The organism is Methanococcus mangrovi (genome assembly GCF_054506835.1).
In genome coordinates, this window is sequence record NZ_CP197114.1 from 963,871 (window position 1) to 976,717 (window position 12,847).

Here is a 12,847-nt window from a genome sequence, read left to right on the forward strand (position 1 = left end):
TTTTCACCAGATTTACGGTTTATTAAAAAAATAAGTATATTTTTTATTTATTACATAAGTCCTGAATGTATTCCTTAAATCCATCAATATGCTCAATTCCAAGTTCAACGTTTGCTTCAAGCCATCCTTTAATATCCCCAATATCATACCTTTTAAAATCAACTTCAACACCAATTATTTTTTCTTCTTTTAAAAGAGACTTCATGGCATCGGTAAGCTGGATTTCCCCGCCTCTCCCGGGCTTTGTATTTTTTAAGTGTTCAAATATCTTTGAAGATAATAAATAAGCGCCAGTAATTATCAAATTTGATGGTGCATCTTCCACACTTGGTTTTTCTACAAGGTCGTCTATTTTAAAAATTCCTTTTTCAATTTCGCTCCCAGAAATTACCCCGTATTTATAAACATCTTCTTTTGGAACCCGTTCAAGTGCAATTACTGAACAACCGTATTTTTCGTGGGTTTCAATCAATTTTTTTGGGACATTTCCAGAATAAATGGTGTCGCCTACCATTATAATCACATAATCTTCACAGACAAATTCATCTCCACAAGATACCGCATCTCCAAGACCACTTTGTGTTCCCTGCCTCGTGTAGTAAATATTTGCAAGGTCATCAGTTTCTGAAATTTTTTTCAAATATTCAGTTTTTCCATCTTTTTTTAACCGTTCTTCAAGTTCAAAATTTCTATCGAAGTGGTTTTCTATCGCGTATTTTCCACGGCCTGTAATTATTAATATATCCTCAACTCCAGCATTTGTCAAATCCTCAATTACATACTGGATAATTGGCTTTCCAAGTACTGGTAACATTTCTTTTGGTTGTGCTTTTGTAATTGGAAGAAGTCTTGTTCCAAATCCGGCTGCTGGTATGATGGCTTTTTTTCCCATTAATCGTTCCCCTCGAGTTTTGTACTACTATTATCATTAAAATAATATATAAAATTATGAGGTTTATGAATTGTTTAAATTCACGTAACCTTATAAAATCACAGTACAGAATAGATCACTGGAAGCACGAGTAAAGACACGACTGTCGATACAAAACATGCTGAAGCAACGAGCCTTACATCCAAGTCATAAATTACTGCATAAACTAATGGCATCATTGCAGAAGGCATTGCTGATTGCATTATCGTTACCTGTTTATCTAACTGGTTTGATAAAATACTTTCGGAAATCGGAAATGCCACCAATGGAGAAATTACCATTCTAAATATGGATGCCAAAATTCCGTAAAATATTCCAAATTTTGCAGCTTTTGGAGATAACGAAAGCCCAAGCGATATCATTATTAACGGAATTGTCGCACTTGACATGTATTCAAGCGATTTTATAAAAAAATCGGGAAACATTGATGATTTCACGTGTAATACCACCAATATTAATGTAACGATTGCAGTAAACAATGGTGGAAATGTAAAAACTTCTTTTAAAATGCTTTTTTTAGCACCGCTTAATTTAACTCCAATATATGTTCCAAGAAGCATACTGCAAAAAATTGCTGCCATATCACAAAATATTGCCCTTAACAAACCGGGTTCCCCATAAAACCCAAGAATTACCGGATATCCTAAAAATCCCGTATTTCCAATAGATGCAACAAGTACAAACCCGCCAAGTGATTTGTTATCTAATTTTAAATATTTTCCAACAAAATAAGCCAAAAGTGCACATACTGCTGTTGAAATGAATATTATTATCGGAAGTTTCATAAATTCCGGGAGGTCTGACGGCGTCACATTTGTAAGTAACTGCAAAAATATCGTTGCAGGCATTGCAATATAAATTACTATTTTATTTAAGACCATCCTGTCTTTTTCATCGAGTATTTTAAAATGCCTCGAAATATAGCCCATTAATATCAAAAATACAATAACATACATGATGTCCATAATTATCATCGCTTTAAATTTCCTTGTTTATCTATCTCTCCATTTCTTATTCTCGTAGTCGAAATTGGAATATTATCTTTTGCCAATAAAAAGTCATAAACTTCAATAGTTAAAGGTTTTAGTCCATTTTTAATCCTTATTTTATTTATAGTTTCGGCATTTTCTTTTGTTTCAGGAGTTACGACAATTACGTCATACTTTTCCGAAATCGAGTTTCCATAAATGTCATTAATTACCATTATTTCATAATCAATTTTTTTAGCATCTAAAAACTTTTTTAAATTGTTTTTTCGAATATTTACTGGATTTACATCGTGTTTTTTATATAATTTTATAAATTCATCGCTTGTAATTCCAATGAATAATTTTCCAAATTTTGATGCGTGTAATAATAGATTTTCGTGGCCTTTATGCAGTATATCAAAAGTACCCCCAATAACAACTTTCATCTCAAAAACACCAACACATTTGTAAATTAAAATTAAGTGATATAATATTAAAAAAATAAAAAAGAAAGAATTATTTTTGTTTTCTGATAGATTCAAGAATAATTTTCTGTTCAGTTCTTGCAACAACGTTTCTGATTGTTTCTACTGCATCAATATTTGCAGAAATACTTGTAATTCCCCATTCAACTAATTTTTCAACGATTTGTGGCCTGCTTCCAGCCTGACCGCAGATTGAAGTTTTTACGCCTGCACCTTTACATGATGTTATTACAAGTTCAATTAATTTGAGAACTGCAGGGTGGTTTTCAAGGTAGTATTTTGAAACGTTTTCGTTGTTTCTATCGATTGCAATCGTGTACTGGGTTAAATCGTTTGTTCCAAGGCTTACAAAATCGATTCCTTCTTCGATAATATCGTCAATTATCAAAGCTGCAGCAGGAGTTTCGACCATTACACCAAATTCTACGTCTAATCTCAGTTTTAAACCAACTTCGTTTGCAAGTTCTTTTACTTTTCTTATTTCATCAACGTTTGTAACTAATGGAATCATCACGTTAATGTTTCTATATCCGTCATCTTTTAATTTTTTAATAGCCCTTAATTCACATTTTAAAATTTCAGGCTCATCAAGACCTCTCCTGATTCCTCTCCAACCCATCATGGGGTTGTGTTCATGAGGCTCGTCTTCACCGCCTTTCAAGCCAACAAATTCATCGGTTGGAGCATCAAGGGTTCTGTATGTAACGGGTCTTGGGTAAAATGCATCTGCAACTTTTCTGATACCTTCAGCAAATACTTCAGTTAGTGCATCTTCTCCCTGATCGTTTAAAATTTTTCCAGGGTGAACGCCGGTTCCTAAAATCATGTGTTCTGCTCTTAAAAGTCCAACTCCATCAGCACCGGTTGCAGCCGCTCTTTCTGCAACTTCTGGCATGCTCACGTTTGCTTTTATTTCTGTTGCAGTGATTACAGGAGCCCCAGCATAAACTACTTGAGCAGTTGCTTTTTCTTCAGTCTTGCCCACTTTTCCTTCGTAAACAATCCCTTTTTCACCATCAACAGTGACACATTCATCATTTTTTAAATTTTTCGTAGCCCCTTTTGTTCCAACTACACAAGGCGTTCCAAGCTCTCTTGAAATAATTGCCGCGTGGCAAGTCAATCCACCGTCATCAGTAATGATTGCAGCTGCCTTTTTCATTGCAGGAACCATGTCTGGAGTTGTCATTTTTGTAACTAAAATGTCTCCATCAAGAATTTTTCCAATTTCTTCAATTTCTGAAATAATTTTTACTTTTCCTGATTCAATTCCTGGGGACGCACCAATTCCTTTCAACAAAATTTTTCCTTCAATTTCGTTTGAAGATTTTGATTCTTTTTTATCATTTAATGTTGTAATCGGTCTTGCCTGTAACATGTAAATGTCTCCTTTTTCAATGGCCCATTCAATATCCATTGGCCTTTTGTAGTGGTTTTCGATTGTTTGACCAACATTTTCGAGTTTTTTAATTAACTCTTCTGATAAAACTTGCTTTTCGATTAAATCTTCTGGAGTTTTCACTTCTCTTGTAACCCCGTCAGCATCTTTTATAAACATTGTATCTTTTTTTGCAACATTAATGCTTAAAATTTCCTGAGTATCTTTTGCAACAATATACGTGTCTGGGCTTACCGTTCCGCTGACAACCCCTTCTCCAAGCCCCCAAGCTCCCTCGATTACCATCTGGTTGTAATCTTGATTTATCGGGTTTACGGTAAACATGACACCAGCATGATCTGCATTTACCATTTTTTGAATTACTGCGGCAAGTGCAACTTCAAAATGGTCAAATCCTTTCTCTTCCCTGTAAAAAATAGCTCTTGGAGTAAATAATGATGAAAAACATTCTTGAACTGCTTTTAAAACCTGTTCATCCCCTTTCATATTTAAAAAAGTTTCCTGTTGGCCTGCAAAACTTGCATCAGGCAAATCTTCTGCTGTTGCTGAACTTCTTACTGCAACAAACGTTTCATCGTCGCCGTTCATTTCACACATTTTATTGTATGACTCGATAATGCTCAATTTCAAATCATCTGGCATTTTAACATGTTCAATTGCATATCTAACATCTTTTGATGCTTTGTTCAATTCTTCATTGTTATTCACATCAATATTTGACAAAATTCTTTCGATTTCATCTTGAAGCTTAGTTTCTTTGATAAAGTACCTGTAAGCTTCTGAAGTGACGACAAATGCCGGAGGGACAGGCAATTTCGCATTCCACATTTCTCCCAAAGATGCTCCTTTTCCACCTGCAATATCAACATCATCATTTCTAAGGTCATCAAGCCAAGTTATCAATTTCATGTTGAATCCTCCATTCGTTCAATTCATGTTTCTTCTATCAAAAATAACTATGATTACAATTTCTATTTTATACATCTCAGATATATAATATTTTGTAGGGTTAATTTCGGTCTTGTAATTTAATAATTTTATTTTTTAAAATATATTTAATTTATTCATAAAATAGGAACTAAAATACCAAAATAGAAACATTTATATACATTTGATGTGTAGGGTATATCATAAACCTGGGAGGTGTCTCCTTTGAAAAAATATATAAGTGTTATAATAGGTGCAGTCTTAATTTCGCTAATCGTTGGATTCAGTGGATGCACAGAAAATTCAAACAATTCTAATGGCTCAAATAACGCAGAAGAAGTTCAACAAGTTAGTTTAAAAATTTCGGGTTCAACTACAGTTTTACCTATTGCAGAAGAAGCTGCAAAACAATTCATGAGTGAAAATAACAACTACATGATTGAAGTTACTGGAGGAGGCTCAGGTCTCGGAGTTAAAGAATCCGGTGAAAACTTAAATGACATTGGAATGGCTTCAAGAGAAATCAAATCCTCAGAATTAGAAGCATACCCTGGATTAATCGCATATGGAATTGCAAAAGACGGTGTTGCAATTATCGTGCACCCTGAAAACTCAGTATCAAGTTTAACACAACAACAAATCATTGATATATATTCTGGAAAAATTACAAACTGGAACGAAGTTGGTGGTGAAGATGCACCAATTACAGTCTACACGAGAGATGAAGAAAGTGGTACCAGAGAAGTATTCTTTGAAAAAGCATTGAATAAAGGAAATATCACCAAAAAAGCAGTTGTTGTTGCATCAAACGGTGCAATGAAATCTTCAGTTAAGGCTGACGTTAACGGAATTGGATACCTTTCAATTGGATACCTTGATTCATCAGTTAAAGGCTGTAAATACGAAGGCGTAGTTCCTACCGAAGCTAATGTTCTTGCAGGAACTTACAAAGTTTCAAGAACACTAAACGTTATCACAAACGGTGAACCTTCACAAGAAGTAAAAGCATTCATTGACTTTTTATTAAGTTCAGAAGGTCAACAAATCGTTGTAAATGAAGGATACATCTCTGTAAACTAAATAACCTAAACTTTACTTATTTTTTTAAAAAATTTTATTAATCTTTTCAATTTACAGTTATGGTGAAACAAGATGCATAAAAAAAATATTGGCGAATCAGTCCTTGAAAATATATTGAAATTGAGTGCATTGTTATCAAGCGTAGTTATTTTCGCAATGGTTTTGTTTTTAATAATCAGCAGTCTTCCGGTGTTTTCAGTTGTAAGTCCGTTTGATTTCGTATTTGGACTTGATTGGTCACCAGTTTATGACAGTTATGGAATTTTTCCAATGATTGTCGGCTCATTTTTAGTAACCATACTCGCACTTGTATTTTCAGTACCTCTTGGAGTTGGGTGTGCCATATTTTTAGCAGAACTTGCACCAAAAAAAGTTCAAAATATATTGAGGCCATCAATCGAAATTTTAACCGCGATTCCGTCAGTAGTTTACGGTTTTGTCGGGATGGTTTTGTTAGTTCCATTAATTAGAGATATATTCAATACAAATCCGGGATTCAGCTGGCTTGCTGCATCAATAATTCTTGGAGTTATGATTGTTCCAACAATTACCGTGTTATCAGAAGATGCAATAAACTCTGTTCCATCCCAATTAAAAGAAGGAAGCCTTGCAATGGGTGCTACAAGGTGGCAGACCATAAAAAAGGTAATTCTTCCAGCGTCCCTCAGTGGAATACTTTCAGGCGTTATTTTGGGTATGGGTCGGGCAATTGGAGAAACTATGGCAGTTTTGATGGTTGCAGGAAACTGGCCTCTTATCCCAACATCAATTTTTGACCCCGTAAGGCCATTAACATCACATATAATATTGAATATTAAAGAAGCTGCTTCAGGATGCCCGATTTACTATGCAATGTTTGCAACAGGGCTCGTTCTCTTTATAATGGTTCTTTCGCTCAATTTAATTTCACAGTATATCGATAAAAAGTACAAAATAAAATGGGACTAACCAGGGTGGAACTTTGAATAACTCTAAAAAAGCCAGAATTGAAGAAAATATTATGTTTGGTATTTTTTACCTGTTTGCATTTATTGTAATTGGCATTTTATTCACAATTGTAGGATACGTATTTATTAATGGAATTGGCGCAATAAACATGGAATTTTTCTTTGGGGATTCAAACCCGATAAACGTGATTTTAGGGTCTGAGAGGTGTTTTGATGGAATCTGGAATTCGATACTTGGAACCCTTGCATTAGTCATCCTTTCAATATTACTGTCGATTCCTTTCGGAGTTTTGGGCGCAATATACCTCCATGAGTATGCACCAGACAATAAACTAACAAGGGCCATTAGATTTTCATCAGACAGCCTTGCAGGACTTCCTTCAATTGTATTTGGTATTTTTGGATACGCCCTTGCAATAAAAACTGTTGGCCCATCCCTATTAATCGGGGGACTTACTCTTTCATTCATGGTTCTTCCAATTATCATGCGGGCGACAGAAGAAGGGTTAAAAGCAGTCGCACCAGGACTTAGGGAGGGAAGCCTCGCACTTGGAGCTACAAAATGGCAGACAATATTAAAAGTAGTAATCCCTTCCGCCCTTCCCCAGATGATTACTGGAATTATCCTTGCAATGGGAAGAAGCGCAGAAGAAACTGCTGCAATAATGTTTACAGCCGCTACTGCGTTTTCATTTGGAATCGGATTGTTTAATAGAATTGAGACACTATCATTTAGTTTATACGTGCTTTCAACAGAATATTCTAATTCAGAAGAACTCAAAATGGCATATGGAATTGCACTCGTCTTGATTGCAGTCATGTTAATGCTATTTACAATCGCAAATGTCGTTAAAAATAGATTCAAACTTATGCAGAGCTAAAACTGGTGTGTATCATGAACATTAAAATGAACTCAAAAGATGTAAATTTGTGGTATGGCGAAAAAAAAGCGTTAAATGATATAAATCTGCCAATTTACGAAAATAACATAACCGCACTAATAGGTCCAAGTGGCTGTGGAAAATCCACGTTTCTACGATGTCTTAACAGGATGAATGACCTAATTTCTGGAGTTAAAATTACAGGGAAAATAACTCTCGATGAAAAAAATATTTACGATAGAGATGTCGATGTTGTTGAGCTTAGAAAACGAGTTGGAATGGTATTTCAAAAAGCAAACCCATTTCCAATGAGTATTTATGATAATATCGCATACGGGCCAAAAATACATGGAATTAAAGACAGAAACGAGCTTGACGAAATCGTTGAATGGGCGTTGAAAAAATCTGCATTATGGGAAGATGTAAAAGACGACCTTAAAAAATCTGCCTTAAAACTTTCAGGCGGCCAGCAGCAGCGACTGTGTATTGCAAGAACTATTGCTGTAAAACCTGATGTAATATTGATGGATGAGCCGTGTTCTGCACTCGACCCGATTTCAACGCTTAAAATTGAAGATTTAATGGTCGAATTAAAGAAAGAATATTCAATAGTAATTGTAACACACAACATGCAGCAGGCAAGCCGTGTTTCCGATTACACTGGATTTTTCATGCTTGGAGATTTGGTAGAATTTAACAGAACAGATAAACTATTCGTTGAACCAGAAAACAAAAAAACTGAAGACTATATCAGCGGAAGATTTGGTTAAATAAAAAGTTAAAAATTAAAATTAAAAAATTGGAAAATTAAAGATATTTGGTGGTAAAAATGGTTAGAAATGCATTTTCCGATCAAATGAAAGAAATCGAAAATATGATTAATAAAATGTCTGAAATGTGCGTAAAATCATTAAAAAACTCCATAACCGCGTTTATAACTAACGACATCGAACTTGCAAAAGTTGTTAAAGATGGGGACGATGAAATCGATTTAATGGAAATGGAAATCGAAGAAAAGTGTATTTCATTTATGGCAAGACAACAACCCGTTGCAAGTGATTTAAGGGAAATTATCACGATGATTAAAATTATATCAAAACTTGAAAAAGTTGGGGATATGGCATCAAGAATTGCAAAAATAACAATAAATTCGGAACACAGCACGCTCAGGTCAAAAAACGGGAGCGTTTTAACAATTATGGAAGAAATTCTTGAAAACATGCTTAAAAATTCAATTTTGTCGTTTAGAAACAGGGATTTGGACCTTGCAAAAAAAACTTACCTTGAAGACAGCAAAATCGATGAACTCTACAAGGTTTTGTGCAGGGACATGACAATTAACATGATTGAAAATCCAAAAATAATCAGTGAAGCAAGCGATTTTATCATAATTGGGACCTATCTTGAGAGAGTTGGAAATTTGTGTGCAAGTATTGGAGATAGAGTCGCTTTTATGATTACCGGAGAAAGACTAAAAGAAGAAGAATTTGAAAAAATATTGAAAAAAACTACAAAAAAGTTGGAAAATTAATCATTATACTTTTCATCAACTACAATTTTTACGGGTACAAACGGTATTTTAAGCTCTTTTGATTCGAGCTTTCTATCAACCATTATTAAATCATTTAATTTTTCCTGAATATTTTTTGATATTTTTCTAACAATTTCAGAAGGTGCTGCCGCAGTATAAAGATACGGCTTTTTACCTAACCCCTCTTTATCCATTTTTTCCCTCGATACGTACCCCGTGTTGTACATGTCAAGTATTGATTCCCGAACTGTTGAAGGGTAAATTCCCGTTCCATCAGCAATTTCGTCAACTGTACTTTTGTTATATTTTCGCAAATATATGTAGATTTTCGCCCGAACCTCGCTTGACATTAAATTTGCAAGGTTTTCGATCAGCTTCCTATCTACATTTTCGATAGTATTCACTAATATCGCCCCACTCTCAGGTATACTTTAAAAATTTAACCCGATATAAAATAGCCATTCAAAGCGCCCCCACTTTAAAGGACCTAATAATATATTTCAAAAAAGGGGAATATAAAGTTTTTGTACGGCCAACTAACATTGAAAAAACATTCTTGATTAAATTCGCCTTAATGTCGTTTAGTTTTGAACATTATAACAAAATTAAAAAAAGAAAAAGTTAAATTTCGGAAAATACTTCGTCAAGAGCCGAAATCATTGCGTCAATGTGCTCTTTTTCGACTATTAGCGGAGGTAAAAACCTTAAAACTGTGTCAGAAGTGCAATTTATTAAAAATCCTTTTTCAAACATTTTTGAAACTATTTCTGACCCATTGAACGTTAATTCCAGTCCAACCATCAATCCAAGGGACCTTACTTCCTTTACAAAGTCATATTTTTCTTCTAACGTTTTCAAGCTGTTTTTGAAGTATTCTCCCATTTTAACAGCATTTCCTAAAAGTTCTGAAATTACATCAAGTGCAGCTGCTGACGAAGCACATGCAAGAGGATTTCCACCAAATGTAGTTCCGTGGCTTCCTGGCGTAAATGCACTCGCAATTTCACTTTTTGCAACCATTGCACCGATTGGGAATCCTCCACCAAGACCTTTTGCAAGGGTTACAATGTCAGGAACTACACCGTACTGTTCATATGCAAAAAGGGTTCCAGTTCTTCCCATTCCACACTGTACTTCATCAAAAATTAAAACGATATTATTTTCATCGCATAATTTTCGGACTGCTTTTAAATATTCTTTATCTGCAGGGTGGATTCCACCTTCTCCCTGAACTGGTTCAATCATTATTGCCGCTGTTTCTTCTGAAAGTCCAGCTTTTAATGCTTCTATATCATTAAATGGAATATATTTAAAACCCGTTGGTAAAGGCTCAAATCCTTCCTGATATTTTGGTTTAGGAGTTGCAGTAATTGTTGTAAGGGTTCTTCCGTGGAACGCGTGTTCCATTGTAATAATTTCCCCAGTTTTACCTTTTGTTTTACCGTATTTTCTTGCAAGCTTTATTGCAGCTTCGTTTGCCTCTGCACCGCTGTTGCAGAAAAATGCTTTATCCAATCCACTTAAATTTGCAAGCTTTTTTGCAAGCTCGATTTGTGGGACATTGTAATAAATATTTGAAATATGAATTAGGGTTTCTGCCTGATTTTTAATTGCTTCGACAACTTTAGGGTGGCAGTGTCCAACGTTATTTACTCCGATTCCTGCAAGAAAATCAAGATATTCTTTTCCCTCAGTATCAAATACACTCATTCCACTTCCTTTTACAAGAACCACTGGAACTCTACCGTAAGTATTTATAACGTATTTTTTTTCATCTGAAATAATTTGTTCTTTTTCTAAAGTGCTCATTCTAACCACCAAGTCAATCAAAATCAAATGCGTGATTAAATAAATCATGATTCAAAATTATTTAATAGTACCGAGTTTAAAAATATATTGTTTTTTAAAATAAGTTTTGTATTTTGTCAATTGTCAAATCAATTATTACAAAAATTAAAGAGGATTAAAATGGAGTTTGATTTAACCAATATATCAGGATATTTGACTATTATAAACACGATAATCCTCGTAATTTTAGCATACATAATTATAAAATTGTTAAAACTTGTAAAAAGTAATTTTGAATATTCAAGAAGCTTAACATGTCCTGAAGATAGAATTGAAGTATTAAATGACGAAAAATATTATTATTATGTTTTAAATCGTATAAAATACGCGAAAAAAGAAATTAACGTCATCATGTTTTCGATATACTTAAATCCAAAGATATCAGAATTAATCGATGAACTTGTAAACGCGAGAAAACGCGGGTTAATGGTTCGTGTAATTCTTGAAGAAGAAGTCGGATCAAACATATTGGCCCAGAGCAAGCTTTCAAGCCAGCACATTTTGGTAAAATTCCACGATTCTAAAAAAACACACAACAAATTAATAATTGTGGATGATACCGTAATCGTTGGAAGCCATAACTGGACGGATAAAGCCCTTTTCGAAAATAAAGAATCAGCAATTGCAATATCAAATGAAGAAGTTCTTAAAGAGGAAAAAGAATACTTCGAATCTTTGTGGAGGTCTATCGAATGAAAATAGCCATTTTTTCCAAATTAACTCTCAAAGAAGATGAAATACGAAAAAAACTGTCAAACTTTGATGTAGATGTATTTCCGCCGATAAAACGTGGAGATTTAATGTCTGAAAAAATCATGAAATACGATGTAATAGGAATAATCGATGGATGCTTCCTCCAGAGTACTGCTGTTGCACACAGAGAGATTTTAAATGTTATTAAAAATAAGATTAAAGTATTTGGTGCAGGTTCGATGGGCGCATTGAGAGCGTCAGAACTCGACACTTACGGGATGACCGGCGTTGGCTCAGTTTATAACAGTTACAAAAACGGCGTAATTTCTGACGATGACGAAGTTGCAGTTACATTTGATGATAACTTAAATCAAATCACGTTTTCAATGATAAGCTTTAGGGAAATGATTGATAACGCTTTAAAAGAAAAAATAATAGATGAAAACGATTCAAAACAACTGATTTCTTCAGGAAAAGAGTTATATTATCCACTCAGAACTTTTGAAAACGTTATTGAAAAATCAAAAATAGCCTTAGAAAAAAGGGAAGTCTTGGAAAAATTTCTAAAAAATCAGCCGGATATAAAAAGAAGCGATGCTTTTGAAATGCTCGAGGAAATTATAAAATACATTGAAAAACAGTAATGATTTAAAACAGTTTTTTAATAGTTTATACAAAAAATCTGGTGAAGTCATGAAAATGGAACTTAAGGTAAAACCCATTGAAAACGGAACTGTTATCGACCATATCAGTGGCTCAAAAGCCTTGAAAGTTTATAAAATCTTAAATATCGAAGAAAAACTCCCAATAACCCTTGCACTGAATGTACCGTCAAAAAAAGGGGTTATTAAAGATATTTTAAAAATTGAAGGGCTCGAACTTACAAAAGAAGATGTAAACAAAATTGCGCTAATTTCACCAGATGCAACGATAAACATCATAAAAGAAGGAAAAGTCATAAAAAAATTTAAAGTAGATATTCCAAAGAGAATTGATGGAATTATCAAGTGTACAAATCCAAACTGCATCACGAATAAAGAAAATATCGAAAGCAGATTCTCGATCGAACAGAAAAACACGCTAAAAATCAGGTGCGAATACTGCGAAAAATTTATTAATTCAATCATAATGTCAAAATAAACAAATTACAGTTAAAA

The 12,847-nt window shown here is 34.1% G+C and carries 14 protein-coding genes; 8 read left to right on the forward strand and 6 right to left on the reverse strand.

Annotated elements, in window-relative coordinates; translation table 11 throughout:
• Positions 1-43 precede the first annotated feature (43 nt).
• From galU to ppsA, 4 genes are all read right to left on the reverse strand, one after another.
• On the reverse strand, positions 44-892 hold the full coding sequence (gene galU, locus ACS5L2_RS05145; RefSeq protein WP_459200960.1) for a UTP--glucose-1-phosphate uridylyltransferase GalU: 849 nt from the start codon (positions 890-892) through the stop codon (positions 44-46).
• A gap of 98 nt (positions 893-990) precedes the next feature.
• The gene (locus tag ACS5L2_RS05150; RefSeq protein ID WP_459200961.1) at positions 991-1,905 is read right to left on the reverse strand and encodes an AEC family transporter; all 915 of its coding nucleotides are present in this window, start codon (positions 1,903-1,905) and stop codon (positions 991-993) included.
• Positions 1,902-2,345 (reverse strand): phosphopantetheine adenylyltransferase, encoded by a 444-nt coding sequence (locus ACS5L2_RS05155; RefSeq protein ID WP_459200962.1) that lies wholly within the window; start codon positions 2,343-2,345, stop codon positions 1,902-1,904. The genes ACS5L2_RS05150 and ACS5L2_RS05155 overlap by 4 nt, the downstream gene beginning before the upstream one ends.
• A gap of 70 nt (positions 2,346-2,415) precedes the next feature.
• On the reverse strand, positions 2,416-4,692 hold the full coding sequence (ppsA, locus tag ACS5L2_RS05160; RefSeq protein ID WP_459200963.1) for a phosphoenolpyruvate synthase: 2,277 nt from the start codon (positions 4,690-4,692) through the stop codon (positions 2,416-2,418).
• Positions 4,693-4,935: 243 nt separating this feature from the next.
• On the opposite strand from ppsA, the gene ACS5L2_RS05165 reads away from it, so the two are divergent.
• The 5 genes from ACS5L2_RS05165 to phoU all read left to right on the forward strand — a co-directional run bounded on the left by ACS5L2_RS05165 (position 4,936) and on the right by phoU (position 9,149).
• On the forward strand, positions 4,936-5,790 hold the full coding sequence (locus ACS5L2_RS05165; protein WP_459200964.1) for a phosphate ABC transporter substrate-binding protein: 855 nt from the start codon (positions 4,936-4,938) through the stop codon (positions 5,788-5,790).
• 72 nt (positions 5,791-5,862) lie between these two features.
• Positions 5,863-6,738: a phosphate ABC transporter permease subunit PstC gene (gene pstC, locus ACS5L2_RS05170; protein WP_459200965.1), complete on the forward strand. Its 876-nt coding sequence runs from the start codon at positions 5,863-5,865 to the stop codon at positions 6,736-6,738.
• A gap of 13 nt (positions 6,739-6,751) precedes the next feature.
• Positions 6,752-7,618 carry a phosphate ABC transporter permease PstA gene (gene pstA / locus ACS5L2_RS05175; protein ID WP_459200966.1) on the forward strand — a complete coding sequence of 289 codons (867 nt, stop codon included), beginning with the start codon at positions 6,752-6,754 and terminating at the stop codon, positions 7,616-7,618.
• 14 nt (positions 7,619-7,632) lie between these two features.
• Positions 7,633-8,388: a phosphate ABC transporter ATP-binding protein PstB gene (pstB, locus tag ACS5L2_RS05180; RefSeq protein WP_459200967.1), complete on the forward strand. Its 756-nt coding sequence runs from the start codon at positions 7,633-7,635 to the stop codon at positions 8,386-8,388.
• A 59-nt stretch (positions 8,389-8,447) separates the two neighbouring features.
• On the forward strand, positions 8,448-9,149 hold the full coding sequence (phoU, locus tag ACS5L2_RS05185; protein ID WP_459200968.1) for a phosphate signaling complex protein PhoU: 702 nt from the start codon (positions 8,448-8,450) through the stop codon (positions 9,147-9,149).
• Here the strand turns inward: phoU and ACS5L2_RS05190 are convergent.
• Both ACS5L2_RS05190 and ACS5L2_RS05195 read right to left on the reverse strand, forming a co-directional pair.
• Positions 9,146-9,553 (reverse strand): helix-turn-helix domain-containing protein, encoded by a 408-nt coding sequence (locus ACS5L2_RS05190; RefSeq protein ID WP_459200969.1) that lies wholly within the window; start codon positions 9,551-9,553, stop codon positions 9,146-9,148. The two genes, phoU and ACS5L2_RS05190, sit on opposite strands and share 4 nt — an antisense overlap.
• A gap of 217 nt (positions 9,554-9,770) precedes the next feature.
• Positions 9,771-10,958: an acetylornithine transaminase gene (locus ACS5L2_RS05195; RefSeq protein ID WP_459200970.1), complete on the reverse strand. Its 1,188-nt coding sequence runs from the start codon at positions 10,956-10,958 to the stop codon at positions 9,771-9,773.
• 159 nt (positions 10,959-11,117) lie between these two features.
• Here ACS5L2_RS05195 and ACS5L2_RS05200 point away from each other — a divergent pair, with 159 nt between their 5' ends.
• From ACS5L2_RS05200 to pyrI, 3 genes are read left to right on the forward strand one after another with little or no spacing between them, the layout of a single operon-like run.
• Complete coding sequence (locus ACS5L2_RS05200) at positions 11,118-11,693, forward strand: phospholipase D-like domain-containing protein (protein ID WP_459200971.1); 576 nt, start codon at positions 11,118-11,120, stop codon at positions 11,691-11,693.
• A complete protein-coding gene (locus ACS5L2_RS05205; RefSeq protein WP_459200972.1) occupies positions 11,690-12,334 on the forward strand; it encodes a TfuA-related McrA-glycine thioamidation protein in 645 nt (214 codons plus the stop codon). The genes ACS5L2_RS05200 and ACS5L2_RS05205 overlap by 4 nt, the downstream gene beginning before the upstream one ends.
• Positions 12,335-12,383: 49 nt before the next feature.
• The gene (pyrI, locus tag ACS5L2_RS05210) at positions 12,384-12,830 is read left to right on the forward strand and encodes an aspartate carbamoyltransferase regulatory subunit (RefSeq protein ID WP_459200973.1); all 447 of its coding nucleotides are present in this window, start codon (positions 12,384-12,386) and stop codon (positions 12,828-12,830) included.
• Positions 12,831-12,847: the final 17 nt, after the last annotated feature.